Consider the following 24,608-nt stretch of genomic DNA (forward strand, 5'->3'; position numbering starts at 1 on the left):
TATAAAAATGAAAGGAATCTGCTTGGTGATGAAGGAATGACCAAGAGATCGGATTGTAGCAAGCTCAGTTGGTCGCCCAGCTGAGTTTTGTCTCATTCCTAGATAAAGAATGATTATAGGACATGGAATCGATATAGAAGAGTTGTCTTCTATTCAGCAAGCTTATACTAAACATGCTCGTTTTGCTCAAAAAGTACTAACAGAGGCAGAGTTAAGACGCTTTGAAACACTTTCTGGTAAACGGAAAATAGAATATTTAGCAGGGCGCTGGTCTGCTAAAGAAGCCTTTGCTAAGGCCTGGGGAACAGGGATTGGCAAGGTTGGTTTTCAAGATTTAGAGATCTTAAATGATGAAAAAGGTGCGCCAATCTTTACTCGGTCTCCCTTTTCTGGTAAGGTCTGGGTGTCGATTAGCCATGCAGGAAATAGTGTCATGGCTAGTGTAATTTTGGAGGAAAAAAATGAGAACTAGTTTACATAGACCGACTCGAGCTCTTGTGGATTTATCGGCCATTTATTTTAATATTGAGCAGTTGTCGGCCCATCTACCTCAAACGGTTGAAAAATGGGCTGTTGTAAAAGCGGATGCCTATGGACATGGTGCTGTAGCAGTGTCCCATCATATTGAAGAAATCGTAGATGGATTTTGTGTTTCTAATATTGATGAAGCTTTGGAGCTGCGAGAAGCAGGACTTAGTAAGAAAATCCTAATTTTGGGTGTGTCTGCCATTGAAGCTGTTTCGCTTGCTATCCAGCATCGGATTACATTGACTGTGGCTAGTTTAGAATGGTTGGATTTACTAGAAGACTCTGGCTTGTCTCTGAACGGATTAGTGGTCCATATGAAAGTCGATTCTGGAATGGGACGAATTGGATTTCGAGATGAAAAATCTCTTCAGAATGCGATTGATAGATTGCAGGCAGCAGGAGTACAGGTAGAAGGGATCTTTACCCATTTTGCGACTGCAGATGAGGTAGATAGTAGCAAATTTGAAGCGCAACTCGCTTGCTTCAAGAGAATCTTGAATGGATTGAATGAGGTTCCTCCGATTGTTCATGCTAGTAATTCGGCAACCTCTCTTTGGCATAGTGATACTGTGATGAATGCTGTGCGTTTGGGTGATATTATTTATGGCTTGAATCCAAGTGGTAGTACGCTGGATCTTCCTTACGAGGTAAAGCCTGCTTTGAGTCTCGTATCTGAATTGGTGCATGTCAAAGAGGTGGAAGAGGGAGCAAATATTGGATATGGAGCAACTTATACGGCAACAGATTCTCAATTCATTGGAACGATCCCTTTGGGGTATGCTGATGGCTGGACTCGCGATATGCAAGGGTTTGATGTGTTGATTGATGGCTATCGTTGTCCAATTGTTGGTCGAGTTTCAATGGACCAAATCACAGTGCGATTGCCAAGAAAATATCCTTTAGGAACACCAGTTGTTTTTATTGGAAATAGCGGAGCAGAAACAATAACTGCGACAGATGTGGCGGCAAAACGAGAAACGATTAACTATGAGGTTCTTTGTCTTCTTAGCGATCGTGTGCCAAGGATTTATAAGGCTTAAATATCGGCTGGTCACACTAAGGGATTCTAAAAATATGGAACTGAAAGAGGAACTATGAATTTACACCAATCTTTATCGGTTCTGCCTGGAGTAGGACCGAAATCAGCGGAGAAGTTTGCTAAATTAGGTATTGAGACCTTACAGGATTTGCTACTCTATTTTCCTTTTCGCTATGAAGATTTTCAAAGCAAGCAAGTATTTGATCTAGAAGATGGTGAAAAAGCTGTTATTTCAGGAATTGTTGCTACTCCAGCGAATGTTCAATACTATGGATTTAAACGCAATCGTCTGCGTTTTTCTATCAAGCAAGGAGAAGTGGTATTAGCAGTTAATTTTTTTAATCAACCTTATTTGGCAGACAAAATCGAGGTTGGTGCTACTGTTGCGATTTTTGGGAAATGGGACAAGGCTAAGGCCAGTCTGACTGGCATGAAACTTTTAGCTCAGGTGGAGGATGATTTACAACCAGTTTACCGAGTAGCTCAAGGGATCAGCCAGACTAGTCTCGTAAAGTTGATTAAGACAGCCTTTGATCAGGGTCTGGACTTATTAATTGAGGAAAATCTCCCAGGAGTATTGCTAGAGCGCTATCAGTTGCTTTCAAGAGTAGAAGCTGTACGAGCCATGCATTTTCCGAAAGACTTATCAGAATACCGCCAAGCGCTTCGTCGCATTAAATTTGAAGAGTTGTTTTATTTTCAAATGCAGTTGCAGGTTTTGAAAATGGAGAGCAAAGATACAAGTAATGGTCTGAGTATTGATTGGCAGAAGGCGTTGTTACAAGAAAAGAAAAAGCAACTGCCATTTTCATTGACAGAAGCTCAGGAACGTAGTCTGAGCGAAATTTTATCTGATCTGAAATCACCTGCTCATATGAATCGACTATTACAAGGAGATGTAGGAAGCGGGAAGACTGTAGTTGCTGGCTTGGCGATGTATGCTGTCTATACCGCAGGTTACCAGTCTGCTCTGATGGTACCAACAGAAATCTTGGCTGAACAACATTTTGAGAGCCTAGGTCAGCTATTTCCTGAGCTAAAGCTAGCTTTGTTGACAGGGAGCATGAAGGTAGCAGAGCGTAGGGAAATCTTGTTAGCGATTGAGACAGGTACAGTGGATATGGTGATTGGAACCCATGCGCTAATTCAGGACAGTGTTCGTTACCATCGTCTGGGACTTGTGATTGTGGATGAGCAGCATCGCTTTGGAGTGGCGCAACGTCGGATTTTACGTGAAAAGGGTGACAATCCAGATGTTCTGATGATGACAGCGACGCCTATTCCACGGACTTTAGCTATTACAGCTTTTGGAGATATGGATGTATCAATCATTGATCAGATGCCAGCCGGTCGCAAGCCGATCATTACACGTTGGGTGAAGCATGAGCAACTAGAAGTTGTCCTTGATTGGATCAAAAAGGAAGTTCTAAAAGGAGCTCAAGTGTATTTCATTTCTCCGCTTATCGAGGAGTCAGAGACTTTGGATTTGAAAAATGCCATTGCTTTAGAAGAGGAACTAAGGACTTATTTCACAGATATTGCCCATGTTTCTTTACTTCATGGAAAAATGAAGAGCAATGAAAAAGAAACGATTATGCAGGCATTTAAGGATAAAAAAGTAGATATTTTAGTTTCTACTACAGTTATCGAGGTTGGAGTCAATGTGCCAAATGCAACCATTATGATTGTTATGGATGCGGATCGTTTTGGTCTCAGTCAACTTCATCAATTACGAGGGCGTGTGGGACGTGGAGATAAGCAATCTTATGCAGTTCTTGTCGCCAACCCGAAGACAGAGTCTGGGAAGCAGCGCATGAAAATAATGACAGAGACAACAAATGGCTTTGTATTGGCAGAAGAAGATCTGAAAATGCGTGGATCAGGAGAGATTTTTGGCACTCGCCAATCAGGAATTCCAGAATTTCAAGTAGCTGATATTATCGAAGATTTTCCTATCTTGGAAGAAGCAAGAAAGGTAGCGGGTCAGATTGTGCAAAAGACAGATTGGCGCAATGATTCTGACTGGCACCTAGTAGCTCTTCATCTAGAAAAACAAGATTACTTAGATTAAGGTTTTTGAAAGATTTCTATAAGAAAACCTTAAGACTTTCTGTCTATAATAAAACCAATCAAAAGAAATGAGGTATTGATTATGACAGTAAGTATCAAAGTAGACTATAATAAAAATTTCAAGGTCTCAAATAAAAAATTTTCTACTTACGGTAAGTAAGTAGCCCTCCTATTTTTCATCAGCCCTCCTTTTAAACGCCATATGAAAAATAAGAAAACGAGAGTGGGACAGAAATCGGTAATTCGTTAGAATTTGATTTCGCCGTCCCACCTCCGCACAGTTGAGTAGGGCTGTAAAAGCTGATGAAATCAGCGTAGTAGAGCCCACTCAACCACTGCGTCTTGCTCGACAATCCAAAGACAATTGAGAGGCTAGGACTTTTGTCCCAGCTTTTTTTAAGAATCTTTGATTGCTGTCTTATCTATGGCTTTTCTATCCTTCTATGTAATTCCTTAAATCGTTTCCTTCTAGCCCAGCATTAAGAGCGATAAGGAGCTTGATTCTGGCTTTAGGTGCATTTAGTTCCTTAACAAAGAAAATCCCTGCATCATGAAGTTGGACACCTCCACCAGGATAGGCATAGACTGGCTCAGCAATGCCGTTGAAGCAACGAGAAACTAAGGCAATGGGGACTCCCTGGCTCGTGATTTGGGCCAGTTTTTCTGCTACTTCATATGGAAGATTGCCGGCGCCGAATGCTTCAATGATAAGTCCATCTATAGTATTGAAATCAAGCATGTCGAGTATTTCAGTTTTCATGCCGGCGTAGGCGGTTATGATAGGAACAAGTCCATCTATACAGCCTAAATCAAAGTGAACACGGGGTTCAGCGGTTTTGAAATAAAGAATTTCGTGCTTCATAATCAAACCAAGTGGTCCATGTGTTGGAGTTTGAAATGTACTGACATTTGTTGTATGGGTTTTAGTGACATACTTGGCAGCATGCACTTCATCATTCATAACAACTAAAACACCTTTTCCAAGTGATTTTTCGTATGCTGCTACTCTTAAGGCAGATAGATAATTATAAACACCATCGCTACCAAGCTCATTAGAGCTACGCATAGCTCCAGTTAAGACAACTGGAATATTCGGTAATTTCATCGTATCTAGGAAATAAGCTGTTTCTTCCAGCGTGTCTGTACCGTGGGTAATAACGATTCCATCAAAATCTTTCGCCACTGTCTTTATGTGTTGATAGAGCTTGAGCATATGCTGTGGTGTTATATGGGGGCTTGGAATGTTGAAAAAGTCTAAAGCGGTAACTTGGATGCCATCTAGAGGTATAGAAACGTGATTCATAGGGTTCACATCGTTGGTTACGACCTTCCCTGTTCCGTCGGCTTGCATAGAAATAGTTCCGCCGGTGTGCAATACTAATATTTTTTGTTCATAGATGAGCTTCTTTCCGAATTGTGTTATAATTTATTTTATCATAAAAGGAAAGAATTAGATTCATGGAAGTAAAAGCTGTTTTTTTCGATATCGACGGTACTTTGGTCAATGATAGCCGAACTGTTCTCAAATCAACAGAGCAAGCTATTCAAAATTTGAAACAGCAGGGTATCTTGGTTGGTCTGGCGACAGGAAGAGGTCCTTTTTTCGTCCAATCCTTTATGAAGGATTTGGATTTGGATTTTGCTGTGACCTATAATGGCCAATATATCTTCTCAAAAGAAAAGGTTATTGCAGCGACACCTATTGATAAAGCAAGTCTTCGTGCTATTATTGATTACTCACGAACACATAAAAAGGAAATTGCGCTGGGAACTGAAAATGATATGATTGGCAGTCATATCATGCGTTTTGGAATGAGCCCATTTTCACAATGGGGGAGTCAATTTGTACCTAAACGTTTGGCTCGTTATATTAGTCATGGTTTTAATCGTTTTGTTGGCAAGATTATTTCTCAGAAAAAAGAAGATTTGATAAATATCTCAAGAGAGCCAATTTATCAAGTGGTTATGCTAGCGACTCCAGAAGAGACACAACATTTAGAGAAGGAATTTCCTGATTTGAAGTTTACACGTTCGAGTCCTTATGCTGCAGATATCATTAATGCCAATACTTCAAAATTACAGGGAATTGAGCGAGTAGGAAGGGAATACGGATTTGACATCAACCAAGTCATGGCCTTCGGAGATTCGGACAATGACCTTGAAATGCTATCGGGAGTAGGCATGTCTATTGCTATGGGCAATGGGACTAGTAGGGTCAAAGAAGTAGCCAAACACACTACGACAAGTAATAGCCAAGACGGTATTCATAAAGCACTAGAGCACTTCGGTATTTTGGCTAGCGAGAAGGTCTTCACTAGTAGTGATCATCATTTTAACAAAGTCAAAGAATTTCACAGTGTCATGGATGAGACGACACAAGAGGAGCCGATTCCTTGGACACCTGAGGGAGCACGCCATCGAGCATCTTTCAAATTAGAAGAATTGGTTGAATTTTTACGAGCTGCCAGCGGGTCAGAAGAAGAGTTTGAAGATGCGGTCTCATCTCTACATGCTGCACTTGATAAAGCAGCCACTAAGGTCAAAAGCAAACATAAGGCTGATATTTCTCTTGTTGGTCAAGTTGATGCATTGATTGATACTCTTTATTTTACTTATGGAAGTTTTGTTTTGATGGGAGTGGATCCTGAGCGGGTTTTTGATATTGTCCATCAGGCGAATATGGGAAAAATTTTTCCAGACGGTAAAGCTCATTTTGATCCTGTGACCCACAAAATTTTGAAACCAGATGATTGGGAAGAAAAATATGCACCGGAACCAGCCATTAAGAAGGAATTAGAACGGCAAATTCAGGCATATAAGAAAAATAATGATTCAAAATAAAAGCGATGTTTAAGTGTCTTATTTGAGAGTGCTGAGATTAAAATCAAGGGATTTTTCTCGTCCCCTCTTGCTACATCATATATAAAAATAGGTTAAGATATTTCTATCTCAACCTATTTTTGTTTCGTTTTTTACATTGTTTTTTCGCTGTCGCGAACAATGAGTAAATCTACTTTTGCATGGCGTAGGATATATTCTGATGAAGAGCCAACCAATAAACGTTCAAAAGCATTGAGTCCAGTAGCTCCTACCATGATAAGATCGGCCTTTTGTGCATCTGGGATTTCAGTTGCTAATAAAGTTTTAGGGTTTCCGAGTTCTACGACGGTAACAACATCGTTGACTCCAGCTTCACGAGCCTTATTTTCGTATTCAGTAACTAATTGTTTGGCGTCTTTTTGCAAGTCTTCATAAACTTCAGCATCAAATGTAGATACGCTTTGTAAGGCACGCGTATCAATAACATGGGCAATTGTCAAACGAGATTTGTTTCGTAATGCTACATTAACTCCTTTTTCAAAAGCCAATTCAGCTTCACGAGAGCCATCAATCGCAACTAGAATGTTTTCATATTTTTGTAACATAAGACTACCTCCATAAAGATGCTAAGGCTGTTTCAACAATCGTGGAAGTGTTGAAACACTTTCTACACTTATATTGTAAACCTTTTCATGAAAGATGTAAAGCCTTTTCTGATAGAAGGTAAAGAAAATGAAGAAATAAAGTGAAAGCCATAGAACTTCCATAAAACAGACCAACAGAAGCATTCGTCGTTTTACTAATTTCTCCCTAAATTTTCGTGATATTTTTTGGATTTTTGATAAAAATTGCGTTATAATAAGACGATTGATTGAAATGAGGAATTCAAAATGAAAGAATACAACAAATCTGTCAAATTAGAACATGTGGCTTATGATATTCGTGGTCCAGTGCTAGAAGAAGCTATGCGAATGAGAGCAAACGGAGAGCGTATTTTACGTCTGAATACAGGTAATCCTGCAGAATTTGGTTTTACTGCTCCAGATGAAGTGATTCATGATTTAATCATCAACGCTCGTAGCAGTGAAGGGTATTCGGACTCAAAAGGTCTTTTTTCAGCACGTAAAGCGATTATGCAGTATTGTCAGCTGAAGCATATTCCAGATGTCGGTATTGAAGACATTTATCTGGGAAATGGTGTCAGTGAGTTGATTGTGATGTCCATGCAGGGCTTGCTTGACAATGGCGATGAAGTCTTAGTTCCGATGCCAGATTATCCATTATGGACTGCAGCGATTAGCTTAGCAGGTGGAAATGCAGTGCATTACCTTTGTGATGAGGAAGCAGACTGGTATCCTGATATAGATGACATTAAATCAAAAATCACGTCAAATACAAAAGCGATTGTCGTCATTAATCCAAATAATCCAACTGGTGCTCTATATCCAAAGGAAATCTTAGAAGAAATTGTTGAAATCGCTCGTCAAAATGGTTTGATCATTTTTGCAGATGAAATTTATGATCGTTTGGTCATGGATGGTGAAAAGCATACAGCTATTGCGAGCTTAGCGCCAGATTTGTTCTGTGTTAGCATGAACGGTTTATCAAAATCTCATAGGATTGCTGGTTTCCGTGTTGGATGGATGGCCTTGTCAGGGCCTAAAAAGCATGTTCAAGGTTATATTGAAGGATTAAACATGCTTTCAAACATGCGGCTTTGTTCAAATGTGTTGGCTCAGCAAGTGGTTCAAACTTCTCTGGGTGGACATCAATCTGTAGACGAATTGTTGCTACCGGGTGGTCGCATTTATGAGCAACGAAACTTTATTTACAAAGCTATCAATGATATTCCAGGCTTGTCTGCGGTTAAGCCTAAAGCAGGACTTTATATTTTTCCAAAGATTGACCGAGAAATGTATCAGATTGATGATGATGAACAGTTTGTCTTGAATTTCTTAAAACAAGAGAAAATTTTGTTAGTACATGGCCGAGGATTTAATTGGAAAGATCCTGACCACTTCCGCATCGTATATCTTCCTCGTGTGGATGAATTAGCTCAAGTTCAGGAAAAAATGACTCGCTTCTTGCGCCAATACAAAAGATAATATACAAAGGCTAAAATATTATTTTTGGCCTTTTTTATCGAGAAAATCACAGAAAGTAAAAAATTGTTTTTCAATAAACAATTTTCAGATAATTGTTGAAATTTCTGTCAATTTGTGGTATAATCAAGCGGACTAAAAACGAGGTGGCTTATGGCACATTTATTAGAAAAAACAAGAAAAATTACGTCTATTTTGAAACGTTCTGAGGAGCAACTTCAAGAAGAATTGCCATACAATGATATTACAAGACAGTTAGCGGACATTATGGATTGCAATGCCTGTATCGTCAATAGCAAAGGGCGTTTGCTGGGTTATTTCATGCGATATAAAACCAATAATGACCGTGTAGAGGCTTTTTATCAGACAAAGACATTTCCAGAAGACTATATTCGTTCGGCAAATCTGATTTATGATACGGAGGCCAATCTACATGTGGAGCATGAGTTATCCATTTTCCCAGTTGAAACGCAGGCAGATTTTCCAGATGGTTTGACGACAATTGCACCGATTCATGTTTCCGGAATTCGTCTGGGTTCTTTAATCATTTGGCGAAATGATAAAGAATTTGATGATGACGATTTGGTCTTAGTAGAAATTTCTAGCACTGTTGTAGGGATTCAATTGCTCAATTTCCAACGCGAAGAAGATGAAAAGAATATTCGACGTCGGACCGCAGTGACCATGGCAGTGAACACTTTATCTTATTCAGAACTGCGTGCGGTTTCAGCAATTTTAGGTGAGTTAAATGGAAATGAAGGGCATTTGACGGCTTCTGTCATTGCAGACCGTATTGGTATTACTCGCTCGGTCATTGTCAATGCTCTACGTAAGCTGGAAAGTGCTGGAATTATTGAAAGCCGCTCGCTGGGGATGAAGGGAACTTATTTGAAAGTTCTGATTCCTGATGTTTTTGAGGAAATTAAAAAGAGAGACTACTAATGACAAAAGCACTGATTTCCATTGATTATACGGTTGATTTTGTGGCTGATGAGGGCAAGTTGACAGCAGGAGCACCAGCACAGGCAATTTCAGAAAGCATTGCTCGAGTAACTGAGGTAGCCTTTGAGCGAGGTGATTACATCTTCTTTGCTATTGATGCCCATGATGAGGATGACGCCTTTCATCCTGAAAGCAAGTTGTTTCCACCTCACAATATCAAAGGGACTAGCGGTCGCAATCTTTACGGTCCTTTGGCTGATTTTTATGAGAAGCATCAAGCAGACTCTCGGGTCTTTTGGATGGATAAACGTCATTATTCTGCCTTTTCTGGCACGGATTTGGATATTCGACTGCGAGAAAGAAAGGTAGATACGATTATTTTGACAGGAGTCTTGACAGATATTTGTGTTCTGCATACAGCGATTGATGCCTATAATCTAGGTTATCAGATTCAAGTGGTAGAGCCAGCTGTTGCCTCTTTGTCAGAGGAAAATCACAAATTTGCCTTAAATCACTTGCAAAATGTCTTAGGTTCGTCTATAATGGATACAATTTAAAAGTAAAAGAGAAACAGAGTAGGCTTGCTGACTTGTACAGAGAGTGCTGATGGCTGAGAACAGCACCAAGAAAGCAAAAACCGAAGAACATGTTTCATAATCTTTTGTGTGATAAAGCACAAACGTTGCTCACGTTACGAGTTTAGAGGCTGCCTTTTAAGGCGGCAAATAACAGTGGTACCACGGCTTTCGTCTGTTTTAAGACGGAAGCTTTTTGTTTTTTGACTATGTAACTAGGTGATAGATATGCTTATTTTCATGGCTTTGTACTGATGAGGGAGGAAAATATGAAAGAAATTTTTATTGGAAACTACGGTTTAGAACAGGTAGGACAGACCATGACTGCAACTGGATGGGTGTCCAATGTCCGTAACCATGGTAAGCTAGCCTTTATTGAATTGCGAGATCGTGAGGGCTTACTTCAGGTTTTTGTTAGCGGTGAGCTTGAAGATTTTGCTAAGCTAGAAGTGATTGGCAAGGAAGATCTTATTGCGGTGACAGGACAGGTTGTTCAGCGGGAAGAGCGTTTTGTCAACAAGACCATTAAGTCTGGTCAGGTTGAGCTGAGGGCTGAGAAAATTGAGATTATTGCTAGCAGTAAGGCCTTGCCTTTTGAATTAGATAAGCACGCTCACACTGGTGAGGATCTGCGTCAGAAATATCGCTATCTAGACTTGCGTCGTGAGAAGATGACACATAACCTCAAACTTCGTCATCAGGTCACCTCAACTATTCGAGAATATTTGAATGGTTTGGACTTTTTGGAAGTGGAGACGCCTTATCTGACCAAGTCGACACCAGAAGGGGCTAGGGATTTCTTAGTTCCTAGTCGGGTCTTTAAAAATCAGTTCTACGCCTTGCCTCAGAGTCCGCAGATGCTCAAGCAGTTGCTGATGGGAGCTGGTCTCGAGCGTTATTATCAGATTGTTCGTTGCTTCCGCGACGAAGACTTGCGAGGCGATCGTCAGCCAGAGTTTACCCAGGTGGACTTAGAGTTGAGCTTTGCTAGCGAGGAAGAAATTCGAGCTCTAGTTGAAGCCATGCTCAAGGCAATTGTCAAGAAAACTCATGGTTTAGAGTTGAAGCAAGATTTCCCAACTATCAGCTATGAAGAGGCTGTGAGTCGCTTTGGCTCAGACAAGCCGGACACACGCTTTGGTTTAGAGCTGAAGAGTTTGACGGATTTGTGCCAGTCCAATGTCTCGCTTCTTATCAAGAAAGTCTTGGACAACCAAGAGGAAGTGATGGGAATCTGTGTGCCAGATGCGGCTAGTGCTTTTAGCAAAAAGCAACTCAGTCACTACTACCAAGAAATGAAGGATTTTGGTTGTAGCCGTTTTGTCAGTCTCAAAGTTGAGAATGGTCAGTTAGTTGGAGATTTAGCTAGTACCTTTGAAGCTGAGACTCAGGAGTTGCTGTCACGCTTTGAAGCCAAGGATGGAGATTTAATCCTGTTAGTCATGGCCAAGAAGCGTCGAGCTCAGGAAGCTTTGGGACATTTGCGTCTAGAAGTCGCGAAAGCTTTAGATTTGATTGATCCGAGTCTGCTTCATTTCCTCTGGGTTGTGGATTGGCCACTGCTGGAGTGGAATGAAGATCAAGATCGCTACCAAGCCATGCACCATCCTTTCACACAGGGAATTTTTGAAGATGGACAGGAGCCAGACCAATTCCGCAGTCATGCTTACGACATCGTCTTGAATGGCTATGAAATTGGTGGAGGCAGTCTTCGGATTCATGACCGGAAGGCTCAAGAAGCGATGTTTGAGCTATTAGGCATGAGCCGGGAAGACTATGAGCGGGACTTTGGTTTCTTCCTTGAAGCCTTAGAATACGGCTTCCCACCACATGGCGGTCTAGCTCTAGGCTTGGATCGTCTAGTTATGATCTTGGCTGGAGAGCAAAATATTCGCCAGGTCATCGCCTTTCCAAAAAATGGTACGGGCTTTGACCCGATGCTGGAAAGTCCAAGTTTGGTTGACCAAAGACAGCTCAAAGAACTGCATTTGGAATTGAAGAACTAGCCTGAAATATGGTAAAATGAAATGATGCGATTTCCTGAAGGATAGCAGGAATAAGCCAAAGAAAGAGGTCGTAACTATTAAAGGAGTTTGCGTCTCTATCTTAACAAAAAAGATGAGCAAAACTTGAAAATAAAAAATCTTTTCTAGGTTTGTCGTTTTCGGTCAGTATTCAAAGCTCATATATCTTAAGAAAGGAATCAGAGATGAAGATTACTCAAGAAGAAGTAAGTCACGTAGCTAAGCTGTCAAAGTTGGCTTTTTCACCAGAAGAAACAGCTGAGTTTGCAACGACTTTGTCTAAGATTGTCGACATGGTCGAATTACTTAATGAAGTAGACACAGAAGGAGTGCCTTTTACTTCCAATGTAGCTGCCAATATCAACTATATGCGAGAAGATGTGGCTCAGCCGGGCTGGAATCGGGAAGAACTGTTTCAAAATGTACCTGAAAAAGAGCGGGGCTACATCAAAGTGCCTGCTATCCTAGATGACGGAGGAGATGCCTAATGACTTTTAATCACAAGACCATTGAAGAACTGCACGACTTGCTGGTCAAGAAAGAAATTTCTGCGGTTGAGTTAACTCAGGCAACTTTGGCGGATATTAAAGAACGTGAAGGAGCTGTGGACAGTTTCATTACTATCAGCGAAGAAGAAGCTTTAGCAAAGGCTGCGGCTCTGGATGCTAAGGGCATTGATGCTGACAATCTCATGAGCGGAATTCCGCTAGCAGTCAAGGATAATATCTCAACCAAGGGAATTTTGACAACAGCTGCATCAAAAATGCTCTACAACTACAAGCCAATTTTCGATGCGACCAGTGTAGAGAAGCTCTATGGTAAGGATATGATTATCGTTGGGAAGACCAACATGGACGAGTTTGCCATGGGTGGTTCTAGCGAAAACTCCTACTTTAAGACGACAAAAAATGCTTGGGACAGTAGCAAGGTTCCTGGTGGATCATCTGGTGGTTCAGCGACATCTGTTGCCTCTGGTCAGGTTCGTCTGTCACTAGGGTCTGATACTGGTGGTTCTATTCGCCAGCCGGCTTCCTTTAACGGTGTAGTCGGCCTCAAGCCAACCTATGGACGGGTTTCGCGTTTTGGTCTCATTGCTTTTGGTTCTTCTTTAGACCAGATTGGACCTTTCTCTCAGACAGTTAAGGAAAATGCTCAGCTCTTGAATGTTATTTCTGGTAATGATCCTAAGGATTCTACATCATCACAAGAAGCAGTGCCAGACTTTACCAGCAAGATTGGCCAAGACATAAAGGGAATGAAGATTGCCCTGCCTAAGGAATACATGGGTGAGGGAATTGACAGCAAGGTCAAGGAAACGATTCTGGCAGCAGCGAAGCACTTGGAAAGTCTAGGAGCTATTGTTGAAGAGGTCAGCCTGCCTCACAGCAAGTACGGCGTGGCAGTCTACTATATCATTGCTTCTTCTGAAGCTAGTTCTAACCTGCAGCGTTTTGACGGTATTCGCTATGGCTACCGCGCAGAAGACATTGAAAATCTAGAAGATGTCTATGTCAAATCTCGCAGCGAAGGTTTTGGTGAAGAGGTGAAACGCCGCATCATGCTGGGAACTTTCAGTTTGTCATCTGGTTACTACGATGCTTACTTCAAGAAAGCTGGTCAGGTTCGGACCTTGATCATGCAAGATTTTGCAAAGGTATTTGAAAAATATGATTTGATCTTAGGCCCAACTGCACCAACTGTTGCTTATGATTTGGGCAGTCAAAACCAAGATCCAGTGGCCATGTATCTGGCTGACCTTTTGACCATTCCAGTCAATCTGGCTGGCCTACCAGGCATTTCAATCCCAGCTGGCTTTGTAGATGGTCTTCCTGTCGGTTTGCAGCTGATTGGTAACCACTTCGATGAAGCGACCATCTATCAGGCAGCTGCAGCATTTGAAGCGACGACTGACTACCACAAACAGCAGCCAGTTATCTTTGGAGGTGAAAAATAATGAACTTTGAAACAGTTATCGGACTGGAAGTCCATGTTGAATTGAAGACCAATTCAAAAATTTTCTCACCGGCTCCAGCTCACTTCGGTGAAGATCCCAATGCCAACACCAATATCATTGACTGGTCCTTCCCAGGTGTTCTGCCTGTTATGAATAAGGGCGTCATTGACTATGGTATCAAGGCTGCTCTGGCCTTGAACATGGATATTCACCAGAAGATGCACTTTGACCGCAAAAATTACTTCTATCCGGACAATCCCAAAGCCTATCAAATTTCTCAGTTTGATGAGCCGATTGGCTACAATGGCTGGATTGAGATTGAGCTAGAAGATGGCACGACCAAGAAAATCCGTATCGAGCGGGCCCACTTGGAAGAAGATGCAGGAAAAAATACCCACGGTAGCGATGGCTACTCTTATGTGGACCTCAACCGCCAAGGTGTGCCATTGATTGAGATTGTATCGGAAGCGGATATGCGCAGTCCAGAAGAAGCTTATGCCTACCTGACTGCTCTCAAGGAAATCATCCAGTACACGGGCATTTCTGATGTCAAGATGGAAGAGGGCTCCATGCGTGTCGATGCCAATATTTCTATCCGTCCGTACGGCCAGGAAGAATTTGGTACCAAGACTGAGCTGAAAAACCTTAACTCCTTCAATTTTGTTCGTAAGGGTCTAGCATTTGAGGAAAAACGTCAAGCAGAAATCCTACGCAGTGGCGGTCAAATCCGTCAGGAAACCCGTCGTTATGATGAAGCGACTGGCGAAACCCTGCTCATGCGGGTCAAGGAAGGATCAGCGGACTACCGTTACTTCCCAGAGCCTGATCTGCCAATCTTTGAGATTGAAGATGCTTGGATTGAGCAAGTACGTAGCAGTCTGCCAGCCTTTCCAAAAGAACGCCGGGCTAAGTATGTGGGCGATTATGGTCTGTCTGACTACGATGCCAAGCAGTTGACAGCGACTAAGGCTGTGTCAGACTTCTTTGAAGCAGCTGTTGCCACAGGCGGTGATGCCAAGGCTGTCTCTAACTGGCTCCAAGGAGATGTGGCTCAATACCTCAATGCCGAAGGCAAGACCATCTCTGAGATTGAGCTGACACCTGAGAACCTGACGGAGATGATTGCTCTGATTGCAGACGGAACGATTTCCTCTAAGATTGCTAAGAAGGTCTTTGTCCATCTGGCTAAAAATGGTGGCTCTGCCAAGGAATATGTGCAAAAAGCTGGCCTGATTCAAATCTCAGACCCTGCGCAGCTTTTGCCAATCATCCAAGAAGTATTTGCCAACAATGAAAAAGCTATCAATGACTATAAGGGCGGCAACAAGAATGCGGCCAAGTCCTTAATTGGTCAGCTCATGAAGGCCACTAAGGGTCAAGCCAACCCACAAGTAGCACAAAAACTGCTCAATGAAGAGTTGGAGAAATTATAGAGCCGAGAAAACCAGTCGTGAGGCTGGTTTTTTATTCTCTTTAATCATCTATTTTGTTAAAATATAAAAAGCAAAGGAGCCTTTTATGTCAGAAATTAAAATTAAACGTGGGACAGGTTTTGTAGGGATTATTGGAAAGTTTCCAATCTTTATCAATGATCGGAAAGTTGGAGCAATTAAGAATGGTGACGAGGCTGTCTTTCCTATTGAGGGAGAAGAAGCTGTTGTTCGTGTAGGAGCAGCTCCTATGAAAACCAAGCCAGTGACAGTTAAAGCAGGAGAAACCCTGCTGATAGAAACAAATTTTACTAATTTTTCTATTTGTTTGGGAACTTTAATAGTTGCTCTTATATTTGGCGGATGGCTCTGTGTGATTCTCTTGATTCTTTATATAATTTTAATGTTTGTTCTTCCATTTTACTCAGCTAGAATTGTAGAATAAGTCTACGACTAGCTGATGCTGGTTTTTTGTATATTATTTTTTGAAAATATAGCTAATCTTTTGACAAGATTTATGAAAGGGTTTACAATTAAGCTGACAAATTATAAAGCGAGGTGTTTTTATGGAGAAAATGAATGCTGCGCGTTGGTATGGTGCTAAAGATGTCCGTATTGAAGAAGTGGATGTACCAGAAGTCAAACCGCATCAGGTTAAAATTGCAGTCAAGTTCACTGGAATCTGTGGAACTGACTTGCATGAATATCTGGACGGGCCGATCTTTATTCCGACAGAAACAGAGCATGTCTACTCTGGACAAAAGGCACCTGTAACCTTGGGGCATGAGTTTGCTGGGGAAATTGTTGAAGTTGGAAGTGGCGTAACACGGGTCAAAGTTGGCGATCGGGTAACAGTTGAGCCTATTTTAGCTAAGCATAATCTTGTCGGTGATTACAATCTGGACCCTAATCTAAACTTTGTCGGTTTGGCGGCTGATGGTGGTTTTGCCAAATATTGTGTTTTGGATGGAGATATTGTTCACAAAGTTCCAGATAGTCTTAGCTATGAGCAGGCAGCCTTGACAGAACCTGCTGCTGTGGCAGTTTATGCAGTTCGTCAGTCAGCTCTTAAAACGGGCGATACAGCGGTTGTATTTGGTTTGGGACCAATCGGGCTCTTGATTGTTGAAGCTTTGCGGGCGGCCGGAGCCTCTAAGATTTATGGTGTCGAGTTATCTCCAGAGCGCCAAGCAAAAGCAGAGGAGCTTGGGGCCATCATTGTGCGACCAGAAGAAGGTGAAGATGTGGTAGCTGCTATCCAGCGTTTAACGGGTGGTGGAGCAGATGTGTCTTATGAAGTAACTGGAGTGCCAGTTGTGCTGGGACAAGCTTTAGCTGCTGTCCACAAGGCTGGAGAATGTATGGTGGTTTCTATCTGGGAACGAGAAGCCAGCATTAATCCAAATGAATTTGCTATTCAAGAAAAATCACTCAAGGGTATCATCGCCTATCGGCATATATTCCCTAAGGTGTTGGAACTGATGGAGCAGGGCTATTTCTCTGCAGACAAGCTTGTGACCAAGAAAATTAAACTGGAGGATATTGTGCAAGAAGGCTTTATCGAGCTGACCCAGGATAAGACACAGATCAAGATTTTAGTATCGCCAGAATAAATTTTTGCTTAAATATGATATGAGAATCAGCTGAAACTGGCTGATTTTTCTTTGTGTCTTGTGCTATAATAAACATAGAAATAGAAAGGATTTAGAGCTACCATGTCAAAGATGTTAAAAGGAACGATTTATACGTTAGTAGCTGGAATTGCCTGGGGACTTTCTGGAACAAGTGGGCAATATCTGATGGTGCATGGTTTTTCTGCTTTAAGTCTCACGAATGTTCGCTTGTTATTAGCTGGTCTATCCTTGATGGGAGTGGCTTATTTTTCTAATCCACTCTCCTTTCGTTTGATATGGAAAGATAAGCAATCGCTCACTTTGATTTTGATTTTTGCATTGTTCGGACTCTTTCTTAATCAATACGCTTATTTGGAAGCTATTCACGAAACTAATGCAGGAACTGCGACAGTTTTACAATATCTTTGCCCAGTTGGTATCTTGGCTTATACTTGTATCAAAGACAAGGTTGCTCCGACTGTCTCAGAAATTTTCTCTATGATTTTAGCGGTTGGAGGAACGTTCTTGATTGCAACGCACGGTCAGTTGAATCAGCTCTCTATGACTCCAAAAGGCCTGCTAATTGGTTTGTTTTCAGCCTTTACCTACTCTCTTTATATTCTTTTACCCATTGACTTGATTAAGAAGTGGGGAAGTATGTTGGTTATTGGGATTGGCATGACAATTTCAAGCGTTTTTTTGTTACCTTTTAGTGGCCTTATGCAGCATCAGTGGTTATTTCGATTGGATATCCTTCTAGCGTTGATAGGAATTATTGTTATTGGTACTATCTTTGCCTATACCTTATTTTTGAAAGGAACAACCATTGTGGGACCGGTGAAATCTAGTCTTTTGGCTTCCATAGAACCTATTTCAGCCGTTTTCTTTGCATTTTTGATTATGCGGGAACATTTTTATATTTTAGATATTGTGGGGATGGCCATGATTCTTATGGCAGTTCTGCTGATTTCTTTGAAAGATTTATGGATTCAAAAGAAAAAAGGCATTCTTTAAACAGATAAAAACGAGAGTGGGACAGAAATCGGTAATTCGTTAGAATTTGATTTCGCCGTCCCACCTCCGCATAGTTGAGTAGGGCTGTAAAAGCTGATGAAATCAGCGTAGTAGAGCCCACTCAACCACTGCGTCTTGCTCGACAATCCAAAGACAATTGAGAGGCTAGGACTTTTGTCCCAGCCTCGTGATTTTTATTTTGGAACCATCTGCCAGAAGATGTCAATGATATATGTTAAGCCATAAGTATAGACAACTAAGGTAAAAGGTTTACAAAGGAGAATGATGATCATATAACGCTTGAAGGTCATTTTGGTTAAAGCTGCCAGCATACATAAGAAGTCAGCGGGGCTAATAGGCCAAATCATCATAAAGATAAAGAAGCGTTCAAAGCGATTTCCTTCATCTAGCCATCCGATATACTTGTCATAAGTCTTTTTGCTAACAACCGATTGGACAAAGGCTGGACCATATAGGCGAACGAGATAGAAAATGATGGCACAACCAATGACAATGCCGATATAGTTATAAATTGTACCAACAATATGGCCATAAATAAAAACACCTGCTACAGAAGTTAGAGCGCCAGGGATAATGGGTACAACTGTTTGTAAAATTTGCAAAAAATAAAAAATGGAGGTCCCCAGATGCCAGCTTGTTTGATAAAGGCAGAAAGAGTTTCTTTAGAATCTAGTATGCCTGCCTGGTATGCCCAAATACAAAAGACAACCGTAGCGAGGGCTCCTATTATAGAAGACCAATTAATGACTTTTTGTAAAAAAGGGGATACAGCTTGAAACTGTCGGTTTTTTCCTGTCATAATCTCCTCCGATGAAAAAATCTAATTCTACTATATCATGTTTTGAAGTAGAATGGGCAACTGAACTAGTGAAATGTCGAAAATCAGTCTTCAGATGTATCTTTGATTAGATGATTTAGTGAAAGAAGCAGAGTCATCCGTGCGAGAACGCTTATTTTGTGCTATAATAATAAGACTACGAATTTTGGAGAGAGATGTGACGATTGAAAATTACATGCCCGATTTTGCTATCGAGGCAGTTTATGATTTAACAGTAGAGAGTTTAAAAAACAAGGAATCAAGGCAGTTCTAGTAGATTTGGACAATACCCTCATTGCTTGGAATAATCCTGACGGGACTCCAGAGATGAAGAAGTGGCTCCATGATCTACGTGATGCTGGGATTCGGATTATTGTAGTGTCTAACAATACCAAAAAAAGAGTCAAGCGGGCTGTTGAAAAATTTGATATTGACTATGTCTACTGGGCAATGAAGCCTTTCACTTGGGGAATTGACCGAGCGCTCAAGCTTTTCCATTTTGAAAAAAAGGAAGTGGTCATGGTGGGCGATCAGCTCATGACGGATATTCGGGCAGCTCATCGGGCCGGGATTCGCTCGATTTTGGTTAAACCACTGGTCGAGCACGACTCTATCAAGACTCAGATCAATCGGGCGCGTGAACGCTGTGTGCTCCAGAAAATCACTGAAAAATACGGTCCAATTCAATACAAAAAAGGAATTTAAGTATGGAAGAACTTCTCTGTATCGGCTGTGGAGCCCCTATTCAGACTGAAGATAAGGGCAAGCTAGGCTTCACGCCCCAGTCAGCTCTAGAAAAAGGCTTGGAGACAGGCGAACTCTATTGTCAGCGCTGTTTCCGCCTGCGCCATTATAATGAAATCAGCGATGTTCAGCTGACGGATGATGACTTTCTGCGGCTTCTCCACGAAGTTGGAGATAGCGACGCCTTGGTCGTCAATGTTATCGATATTTTTGACTTTAATGGATCTGTCATCCCTGGCCTGCCTCGCTTTGTCGCAGGAAATGATGTTCTCTTGGTTGGGAATAAAAAGGACATTTTGCCTAAGTCGGTTAAGGATAGCAAGGTGACCCAATGGCTGACAGAGCGGGCTCACGAAGAAGGCCTGCGTCCAGTCGATGTGGTCCTGACCTCTGCTCAAAACAAGCAGGCGATTAAGGACTTGATTGACAAGATTGAGCACTGCCGCAAGGGACGTGATGTTTATGTGGTCGGCGTGACCAATGTGGGCAAGTCCACTTTGATTAACGCCATTATTCAGGAAATCACGGGCGATAAGGATATTATTACGACTTCGCGCTTCCCGGGAACAACTCTGGACAAAATCGAGATTCCTTTAGCAGACGGCAGTCATATCTATGATACGCCGGGGATTATCCATCGTCACCAGATGGCTCACTATCTATCAGCTAAGAATCTCAAATACGTCAGTCCCAAAAAGGAAATCAAGCCCAAAACCTATCAACTCCATCCGGAGCAAACCCTCTTTTTGGGTGGTTTAGGTCGCTTTGACTTTGTGGTAGGTGACAAGCAGGGCTTTACAGCTTATTTTGACAATGAACTTAAGCTCCACCGGACCAAGTTGCAAGGCGCTAGCGATTTTTATGACAAGCATGTCGGCAGTCTCTTGGTGCCACCAGTTGGCAAGGAAAAGGAAGAGTTTCCAGCCTTGGTCAAGCATGAATTTACCCTCAAGGACAAGACAGATATCGTCTTCTCTGGCTTGGGCTGGATTCGCGTTAGTGGACCTGCTCAAGTAGCCGGCTGGGCGCCAGAGGGTGTGGCGGTTGTCACTCGGAAAGCTATTATATAATACTCAAGAAACAAAGAGGAATAAATCCCCTTAAAACAAGGAAGGAAAAGACCATGAGCAGTGAGGAGACAAGCAGGTCCCAACTGTCTCAAGCCTTATAGAAAAACATGACACTAACATCAAAACAACGGGCCTTTCTCAACAGTCAGGCACATAGTCTCAAACCCATCATTCAGATTGGGAAAAATGGACTCAACGACCAAATCAAAACCAGCGTCCGTCAGGCACTGGACGCGCGAGAGTTGATTAAGGTCACGCTCTTGCAAAATACGGATGAGAATATCCACGAGGTTGCGGAGATTTTGGAAGAAGAGATTGGAGTGGATACAGTGCAGAAGATTGGCCGGATCTTGATTCTCTACAAGCAGTCCAGCAAGAAAGAAAATCGCAAACTTTCTGTGAAAGTCAAGCAAATTTAAGGAAAAAATTTCTGTGGAGATGTCAGCCTATGGCTATTGAATTACTAACCCCCTTTACCAAGGTGGAATTAGAACCAGAAGTTAAAGATAAAAAACGCAAGCAGATTGGTATTTTAGGCGGGAATTTCAATCCTGTCCACAATGCTCATTTGGTCGTGGCGGATCAGGTTCGTCAACAATTAAGCTTGGATCAGGTCTTGCTCATGCCAGAGTATGAACCACCTCATGTAGATAAAAAAGAAACTATCGACGAAAAGCACCGGCTGAAAATGCTGGAGCTGGCTATTGAGGGCATTGAAGGCCTAGGAGTTGAAACCATTGAGCTGGAGCGCAAGGGGATTTCCTATACCTACGACACTATGAAGCTCCTGACAGAGCAGCATCCAGATACAGACTATTACTTTATCATCGGTGCGGATATGGTGGACTACCTGCCCAAGTGGTACCGGATTGATGAGCTGGTTGAGCTGGTTCAGTTTGTCGGTGTTCAGCGGCCACGCTACAAGGCGGGGACTTCTTACCCTGTCATCTGGGTGGATGTGCCGCTTATGGATATTTCCTCCAGTATGGTGCGGGATTTCCTGTCTCAGGGACGGACTCCTAATTTCCTGTTGCCTCAGCCAGTTTTAGACTACATCGAGAAAGAAGGGCTTTATCTATGACCTATGAAAGCTATATCAGTATGAGTCGTGAGGCCTTATTGGCTAAGATGGGAACTGTTATGCCTGAGAAGCGCCTGCGGCATTGTCTAGGCGTGGAAAAGGCAGCCCGTGAATTAGCGGAGCGCTTCGGTCTTGACGTCGAAAAAGCCGGTCTAGCAGGCCTTCTACACGATTATGCCAAAAAGGTATCGGACGAGGATTTTCTATCCTTGATTGACAAATATCAGCTGAATCCTGACCTGAAAAACTGGGGCAATAATGTCTGGCATGGCATGGTGGGCATTTACAAGATTCAGGAAGATTTAGGTGTGAAAGACGCTGAGATTCTCCGAGCCATCGAGATTCATACGGTGGGCAGTGGCACCATGTCTGAGCTAGACAAGGTCGTCTATGTGGCCGACTACATTGAGCACAACCGGGACTTTCCAGGAGTGGACAAGGCCAGAGAGCTGGCTCAACGGTCGCTCAACCAAGCTGTGGCCTACGAAACAGCAAGGACTGTGGAGCACTTGGCTCACAAAGGGATGCCCATCTATCCGCAGACCTTGGAGACTTACAATGCCTTTGTAGGGTATTTGAAGGAAATAGAAGAAAATTAAAGAGGAACTATGAAAGAACAAGAATTATTAGAACTGGTCGTGAAGGCGGCCGATGAAAAGCGTGCAGAAGACATTGTAGCTTTGGACTTGCAAGGTCTGACTACTGTGACAGATTACTTTGTCATCGTCAGCTCTATGAACAGTCGTCAGCTGGATGCGGTAGCTGAAAATATCCGTGAGAAAGCTGCTGAAGCTGGCCTTTCTGCTGGACATGTTGAGGGAGACGCAGCTGGTGGCTGGGTTCTCTTGGACTTAGGTGGCGTCGTTGTCCATGTCTTTTCTGAGGAAATGCGGGCGCATTACAATCTGGAAAAACTCTGGCACGAAGCAACTGGTGTGGATGTTGCAGCTTTATTGGAAGAAAAAACAAGTGATTTTTTGCCCTTAGGTAGAAAGCAGAATTCGGCTCAGTCAGCCTGCTGGCTGGGCTATTTTTGAAAGGAAAAGTATGGCAACTTATGAAACCTTCGCGTCGGTTTACGATGCGATTATGGATGATTCTTTGTATGAGAAGTGGACGGATTTCAGCTTGCGTCATTTTCCCAAGGATAAGAAAAAGCTGCTGGAGTTAGCCTGTGGTACGGGCATTCAGTCTATTTATTTTAAGCGGGCAGGTTTTGATGTGACGGGATTGGACCTGAGTCAGGAAATGTTGGATTTGGCAGAGAAGCGTAGCAGAGAGGCCGGTTTGGATATCCCCTTTATCCAGGGCAATATGCTGGATTTGAGTGACGTTGGTCAGTTTGATTTGGTGACTTGTTATTCAGACTCGATTTGCTATATGGAGAACGAAGTAGATGTTGGTCAGGTCTTCACTCAAGTTTACCAGCATCTAAATGAGGGCGGTCGTTTTATCTTTGATGTGCACTCGATTTACCAGATTGATGAGGTTTTTCCAGGCTATTCCTATCATGAAAATGCTGAAACCTTTGCTATGGTCTGGGATTCCTATGCGGATGAACCGCCTCATTCCATCGTGCATGAGCTGACCTTCTTTGTCCAGGACGAGGATGGGCGCTTCACGCGCTATGATGAGGTGCATGAGGAGCGGACCTATGAGATTCTGACCTATGATATCTTGCTGGAGCAGGCTGGTTTTAAGAATGTCAAGGTTTACGCGGACTTTGAGGAAAAGGAGCCGACTGACAAGAGCGCTCGCTGGTTCTTTGTGGCGGAGAAATGAGATGGCTGAATGATTTGGCAAAATAGATTGAGGTAATAATGTTAGAATTCTTTTTGATTGTGGTTGTGGTCATATTAGAGTATATTATGATTAAGAACTTTCTTTCAATGAATTTGAAAGAGTATCAAGGTTTTAGTACGAGATTTTTTTCTTCTTCCAGCATAGATAAAATTAGTACGAATGGCATAATCTTTTGGATATTTATTTCGCCATTGTTTTCTATTCTAGGCTATATTTGTTCTTTATTTTTGAATTCTGTTTTTAAAACATGTCATGTTTCATATAATTATTTATGGACAATAAGTTTAGTATTTTGGATAGTTATATATCTGATAATTCTGATGCTAGGTCGTCGAAAATTAGTGAATCACTTATTTATTTTAATAATAGCGATAGCTTCAATTGTTTTAGACTGGTACATTGCTCGAATAGCTTTTACAGGAGATGTAAATGATATTTTACCCGATTCAAGTAATACGGCGTTTCAATTCTATTTAGCTATAGGACTATCTCTAATTTCGATTGTACAAGTGATATACGAAAGAGATAACTACATTTTGAGACGTACACGTTATGTTAGTGAGAAAATTCAAAAGTATTTACGAAAATACAAAATATTATATTCTCTGGAAGGAAATTTGGAATTACTTTATTTGTCACTTGCAATTTTGGTACTAGAGGATTTTGAACGACCTAAAATTTTTAGAATTATGGAAAATAAATTGAGAGCAAAAACAAGAAATATTGCTCAAAATGATTCTATTGATGATGTTCATAGCGTTTTTATTCTTGTGAAACAACTTCAAGATTTGGCTTTTCGTTCAAAAGAAAATGATAAAAGAAAGAAATTGGAGTTTATTATTAAGGAGATAAATTGTTCTAATCAATATGTTAGTAATGTTATGGAATTGTTTAATACAATTTCTCAATTAGACAACGATTTTAAAATAGTTGAAGCTAATAAATATAGTGAGAAGTAATG

Annotated in this window: 22 protein-coding genes and 3 pseudogenes; 22 read left to right on the forward strand and 3 right to left on the reverse strand. The window is 41.8% G+C overall.

Going from position 1 to position 24,608, the window contains the following annotated elements; all coding sequences use genetic code 11:
• The first annotated feature begins 109 nt into the window (after nucleotides 1-109).
• The 3 genes from acpS to recG are packed head-to-tail and all read left to right on the forward strand — an operon-like array spanning nucleotide 110 to nucleotide 3,638.
• Nucleotides 110-472, forward strand: coding sequence for a holo-ACP synthase (acpS, locus tag HMPREF9182_RS07970; RefSeq protein WP_009755074.1), 363 nt, complete (start codon nucleotides 110-112; stop codon nucleotides 470-472).
• The gene (gene alr, locus HMPREF9182_RS07975; RefSeq protein WP_009443891.1) at nucleotides 462-1,568 is read left to right on the forward strand and encodes an alanine racemase; all 1,107 of its coding nucleotides are present in this window, start codon (nucleotides 462-464) and stop codon (nucleotides 1,566-1,568) included. The genes acpS and alr overlap by 11 nt, the downstream gene beginning before the upstream one ends.
• 54 nt (nucleotides 1,569-1,622) lie before the next feature.
• Complete coding sequence (recG, locus tag HMPREF9182_RS07980; protein WP_009443282.1) at nucleotides 1,623-3,638, forward strand: ATP-dependent DNA helicase RecG; 2,016 nt, start codon at nucleotides 1,623-1,625, stop codon at nucleotides 3,636-3,638.
• A gap of 432 nt (nucleotides 3,639-4,070) precedes the next feature.
• Here recG and HMPREF9182_RS07985 read toward each other — a convergent pair whose 3' ends face one another.
• Entirely contained in the window at nucleotides 4,071-5,036 is a 966-nt protein-coding gene (locus HMPREF9182_RS07985) for an asparaginase domain-containing protein (RefSeq protein ID WP_037602814.1), read from the reverse strand.
• Nucleotides 5,037-5,095: 59 nt separating this feature from the next.
• Between HMPREF9182_RS07985 and HMPREF9182_RS07990 the strand changes: the two genes are divergently transcribed.
• On the forward strand, nucleotides 5,096-6,478 hold the full coding sequence (locus HMPREF9182_RS07990; protein ID WP_009443476.1) for a Cof-type HAD-IIB family hydrolase: 1,383 nt from the start codon (nucleotides 5,096-5,098) through the stop codon (nucleotides 6,476-6,478).
• A gap of 131 nt (nucleotides 6,479-6,609) precedes the next feature.
• Here HMPREF9182_RS07990 and HMPREF9182_RS07995 read toward each other — a convergent pair whose 3' ends face one another.
• Nucleotides 6,610-7,062 carry a universal stress protein gene (locus tag HMPREF9182_RS07995; protein ID WP_009754873.1) on the reverse strand — a complete coding sequence of 151 codons (453 nt, stop codon included), beginning with the start codon at nucleotides 7,060-7,062 and terminating at the stop codon, nucleotides 6,610-6,612.
• A gap of 285 nt (nucleotides 7,063-7,347) precedes the next feature.
• Here HMPREF9182_RS07995 and HMPREF9182_RS08000 point away from each other — a divergent pair, with 285 nt between their 5' ends.
• From HMPREF9182_RS08000 to HMPREF9182_RS08045, 10 genes are all read left to right on the forward strand, one after another.
• Entirely contained in the window at nucleotides 7,348-8,562 is a 1,215-nt protein-coding gene (locus HMPREF9182_RS08000; protein WP_009443046.1) for a pyridoxal phosphate-dependent aminotransferase, read from the forward strand.
• Between the two features lie 150 nt (nucleotides 8,563-8,712).
• A complete protein-coding gene (codY, locus tag HMPREF9182_RS08005) occupies nucleotides 8,713-9,501 on the forward strand; it encodes a GTP-sensing pleiotropic transcriptional regulator CodY (protein WP_009443579.1) in 789 nt (262 codons plus the stop codon).
• On the forward strand, nucleotides 9,501-10,058 hold the full coding sequence (locus HMPREF9182_RS08010; RefSeq protein ID WP_037602817.1) for a cysteine hydrolase family protein: 558 nt from the start codon (nucleotides 9,501-9,503) through the stop codon (nucleotides 10,056-10,058). Before codY ends, HMPREF9182_RS08010 begins: the two co-directional genes overlap by 1 nt.
• A 287-nt stretch (nucleotides 10,059-10,345) precedes the next feature.
• The gene (gene aspS, locus HMPREF9182_RS08015; RefSeq protein ID WP_009443364.1) at nucleotides 10,346-12,082 is read left to right on the forward strand and encodes an aspartate--tRNA ligase; all 1,737 of its coding nucleotides are present in this window, start codon (nucleotides 10,346-10,348) and stop codon (nucleotides 12,080-12,082) included.
• Between the two features lie 203 nt (nucleotides 12,083-12,285).
• A complete protein-coding gene (gene gatC, locus HMPREF9182_RS08020; protein ID WP_005591696.1) occupies nucleotides 12,286-12,588 on the forward strand; it encodes an Asp-tRNA(Asn)/Glu-tRNA(Gln) amidotransferase subunit GatC in 303 nt (100 codons plus the stop codon).
• Nucleotides 12,588-14,054, forward strand: coding sequence for an Asp-tRNA(Asn)/Glu-tRNA(Gln) amidotransferase subunit GatA (gene gatA, locus HMPREF9182_RS08025; RefSeq protein WP_009443160.1), 1,467 nt, complete (start codon nucleotides 12,588-12,590; stop codon nucleotides 14,052-14,054). Before gatC ends, gatA begins: the two co-directional genes overlap by 1 nt.
• Complete coding sequence (gene gatB / locus HMPREF9182_RS08030; RefSeq protein ID WP_009754339.1) at nucleotides 14,054-15,487, forward strand: Asp-tRNA(Asn)/Glu-tRNA(Gln) amidotransferase subunit GatB; 1,434 nt, start codon at nucleotides 14,054-14,056, stop codon at nucleotides 15,485-15,487. The genes gatA and gatB overlap by 1 nt, the downstream gene beginning before the upstream one ends.
• 85 nt (nucleotides 15,488-15,572) lie before the next feature.
• Nucleotides 15,573-15,929 carry a hypothetical protein gene (locus tag HMPREF9182_RS08035; protein WP_009443815.1) on the forward strand — a complete coding sequence of 119 codons (357 nt, stop codon included), beginning with the start codon at nucleotides 15,573-15,575 and terminating at the stop codon, nucleotides 15,927-15,929.
• A 121-nt stretch (nucleotides 15,930-16,050) separates the two neighbouring features.
• On the forward strand, nucleotides 16,051-17,097 hold the full coding sequence (locus HMPREF9182_RS08040) for a 2,3-butanediol dehydrogenase (protein WP_009754707.1): 1,047 nt from the start codon (nucleotides 16,051-16,053) through the stop codon (nucleotides 17,095-17,097).
• A gap of 102 nt (nucleotides 17,098-17,199) precedes the next feature.
• Nucleotides 17,200-18,111 (forward strand): DMT family transporter, encoded by a 912-nt coding sequence (locus HMPREF9182_RS08045; RefSeq protein WP_009443954.1) that lies wholly within the window; start codon nucleotides 17,200-17,202, stop codon nucleotides 18,109-18,111.
• Nucleotides 18,112-18,305: 194 nt separating this feature from the next.
• Here HMPREF9182_RS08045 and HMPREF9182_RS08050 read toward each other — a convergent pair.
• Nucleotides 18,306-18,931 (reverse strand): annotated as a pseudogene (locus tag HMPREF9182_RS08050) (TVP38/TMEM64 family protein).
• A 196-nt stretch (nucleotides 18,932-19,127) separates the two neighbouring features.
• On the opposite strand from HMPREF9182_RS08050, the pseudogene HMPREF9182_RS08055 reads away from it, so the two are divergent.
• From HMPREF9182_RS08055 to HMPREF9182_RS08090, 8 genes and pseudogenes are all read left to right on the forward strand, one after another.
• Nucleotides 19,128-19,654 (forward strand): annotated as a pseudogene (locus HMPREF9182_RS08055) (YqeG family HAD IIIA-type phosphatase).
• 2 nt (nucleotides 19,655-19,656) lie between these two features.
• Nucleotides 19,657-20,763: a ribosome biogenesis GTPase YqeH gene (yqeH, locus tag HMPREF9182_RS08060; protein ID WP_009443084.1), complete on the forward strand. Its 1,107-nt coding sequence runs from the start codon at nucleotides 19,657-19,659 to the stop codon at nucleotides 20,761-20,763.
• A 107-nt stretch (nucleotides 20,764-20,870) separates the two neighbouring features.
• A complete protein-coding gene (gene yhbY, locus HMPREF9182_RS08065; protein ID WP_002896287.1) occupies nucleotides 20,871-21,182 on the forward strand; it encodes a ribosome assembly RNA-binding protein YhbY in 312 nt (103 codons plus the stop codon).
• A 29-nt stretch (nucleotides 21,183-21,211) separates the two neighbouring features.
• Complete coding sequence (locus HMPREF9182_RS08070) at nucleotides 21,212-21,844, forward strand: nicotinate-nucleotide adenylyltransferase (protein ID WP_009443527.1); 633 nt, start codon at nucleotides 21,212-21,214, stop codon at nucleotides 21,842-21,844.
• The gene (yqeK, locus tag HMPREF9182_RS08075; protein ID WP_009754546.1) at nucleotides 21,841-22,443 is read left to right on the forward strand and encodes a bis(5'-nucleosyl)-tetraphosphatase (symmetrical) YqeK; all 603 of its coding nucleotides are present in this window, start codon (nucleotides 21,841-21,843) and stop codon (nucleotides 22,441-22,443) included. Before HMPREF9182_RS08070 ends, yqeK begins: the two co-directional genes overlap by 4 nt.
• A gap of 9 nt (nucleotides 22,444-22,452) precedes the next feature.
• Nucleotides 22,453-22,809, forward strand: a pseudogene (gene rsfS, locus HMPREF9182_RS08080) (ribosome silencing factor); the annotation flags it as partial.
• 82 nt (nucleotides 22,810-22,891) lie between these two features.
• The gene (locus tag HMPREF9182_RS08085) at nucleotides 22,892-23,626 is read left to right on the forward strand and encodes a class I SAM-dependent DNA methyltransferase (RefSeq protein ID WP_009754955.1); all 735 of its coding nucleotides are present in this window, start codon (nucleotides 22,892-22,894) and stop codon (nucleotides 23,624-23,626) included.
• Nucleotides 23,627-23,664: 38 nt separating this feature from the next.
• Nucleotides 23,665-24,606: a hypothetical protein gene (locus tag HMPREF9182_RS08090; protein WP_009443433.1), complete on the forward strand. Its 942-nt coding sequence runs from the start codon at nucleotides 23,665-23,667 to the stop codon at nucleotides 24,604-24,606.
• The last annotated feature ends 2 nt before the right edge of the window (nucleotides 24,607-24,608 follow it).

It is taken from the genome of Streptococcus sp. oral taxon 056 str. F0418 (genome assembly GCF_000220065.1).
Lineage (GTDB): Bacteria > Bacillota > Bacilli > Lactobacillales > Streptococcaceae > Streptococcus.

Coding starts and splice junctions, on each gene's coding strand:
- acpS (WP_009755074.1), top strand. CDS start 110: ATGATTATAGGACATGGAATCGATATAGAAGAGTTGTCTTCTATTCAG.
- alr (WP_009443891.1), top strand. CDS start 462: ATGAGAACTAGTTTACATAGACCGACTCGAGCTCTTGTGGATTTATCG.
- recG (WP_009443282.1), top strand. CDS start 1,623: ATGAATTTACACCAATCTTTATCGGTTCTGCCTGGAGTAGGACCGAAA.
- HMPREF9182_RS07990 (WP_009443476.1), top strand. CDS start 5,096: ATGGAAGTAAAAGCTGTTTTTTTCGATATCGACGGTACTTTGGTCAAT.
- HMPREF9182_RS07995 (WP_009754873.1), bottom strand. CDS start 7,062: ATGTTACAAAAATATGAAAACATTCTAGTTGCGATTGATGGCTCTCGT.
- HMPREF9182_RS08000 (WP_009443046.1), top strand. CDS start 7,348: ATGAAAGAATACAACAAATCTGTCAAATTAGAACATGTGGCTTATGAT.
- codY (WP_009443579.1), top strand. CDS start 8,713: ATGGCACATTTATTAGAAAAAACAAGAAAAATTACGTCTATTTTGAAA.
- HMPREF9182_RS08010 (WP_037602817.1), top strand. CDS start 9,501: ATGACAAAAGCACTGATTTCCATTGATTATACGGTTGATTTTGTGGCT.
- aspS (WP_009443364.1), top strand. CDS start 10,346: ATGAAAGAAATTTTTATTGGAAACTACGGTTTAGAACAGGTAGGACAG.
- gatC (WP_005591696.1), top strand. CDS start 12,286: ATGAAGATTACTCAAGAAGAAGTAAGTCACGTAGCTAAGCTGTCAAAG.
- gatA (WP_009443160.1), top strand. CDS start 12,588: ATGACTTTTAATCACAAGACCATTGAAGAACTGCACGACTTGCTGGTC.
- gatB (WP_009754339.1), top strand. CDS start 14,054: ATGAACTTTGAAACAGTTATCGGACTGGAAGTCCATGTTGAATTGAAG.
- HMPREF9182_RS08035 (WP_009443815.1), top strand. CDS start 15,573: ATGTCAGAAATTAAAATTAAACGTGGGACAGGTTTTGTAGGGATTATT.
- HMPREF9182_RS08040 (WP_009754707.1), top strand. CDS start 16,051: ATGGAGAAAATGAATGCTGCGCGTTGGTATGGTGCTAAAGATGTCCGT.
- HMPREF9182_RS08045 (WP_009443954.1), top strand. CDS start 17,200: ATGTCAAAGATGTTAAAAGGAACGATTTATACGTTAGTAGCTGGAATT.
- yqeH (WP_009443084.1), top strand. CDS start 19,657: ATGGAAGAACTTCTCTGTATCGGCTGTGGAGCCCCTATTCAGACTGAA.
- yhbY (WP_002896287.1), top strand. CDS start 20,871: ATGACACTAACATCAAAACAACGGGCCTTTCTCAACAGTCAGGCACAT.
- HMPREF9182_RS08070 (WP_009443527.1), top strand. CDS start 21,212: ATGGCTATTGAATTACTAACCCCCTTTACCAAGGTGGAATTAGAACCA.
- yqeK (WP_009754546.1), top strand. CDS start 21,841: ATGACCTATGAAAGCTATATCAGTATGAGTCGTGAGGCCTTATTGGCT.
- HMPREF9182_RS08085 (WP_009754955.1), top strand. CDS start 22,892: ATGGCAACTTATGAAACCTTCGCGTCGGTTTACGATGCGATTATGGAT.
- HMPREF9182_RS08090 (WP_009443433.1), top strand. CDS start 23,665: ATGTTAGAATTCTTTTTGATTGTGGTTGTGGTCATATTAGAGTATATT.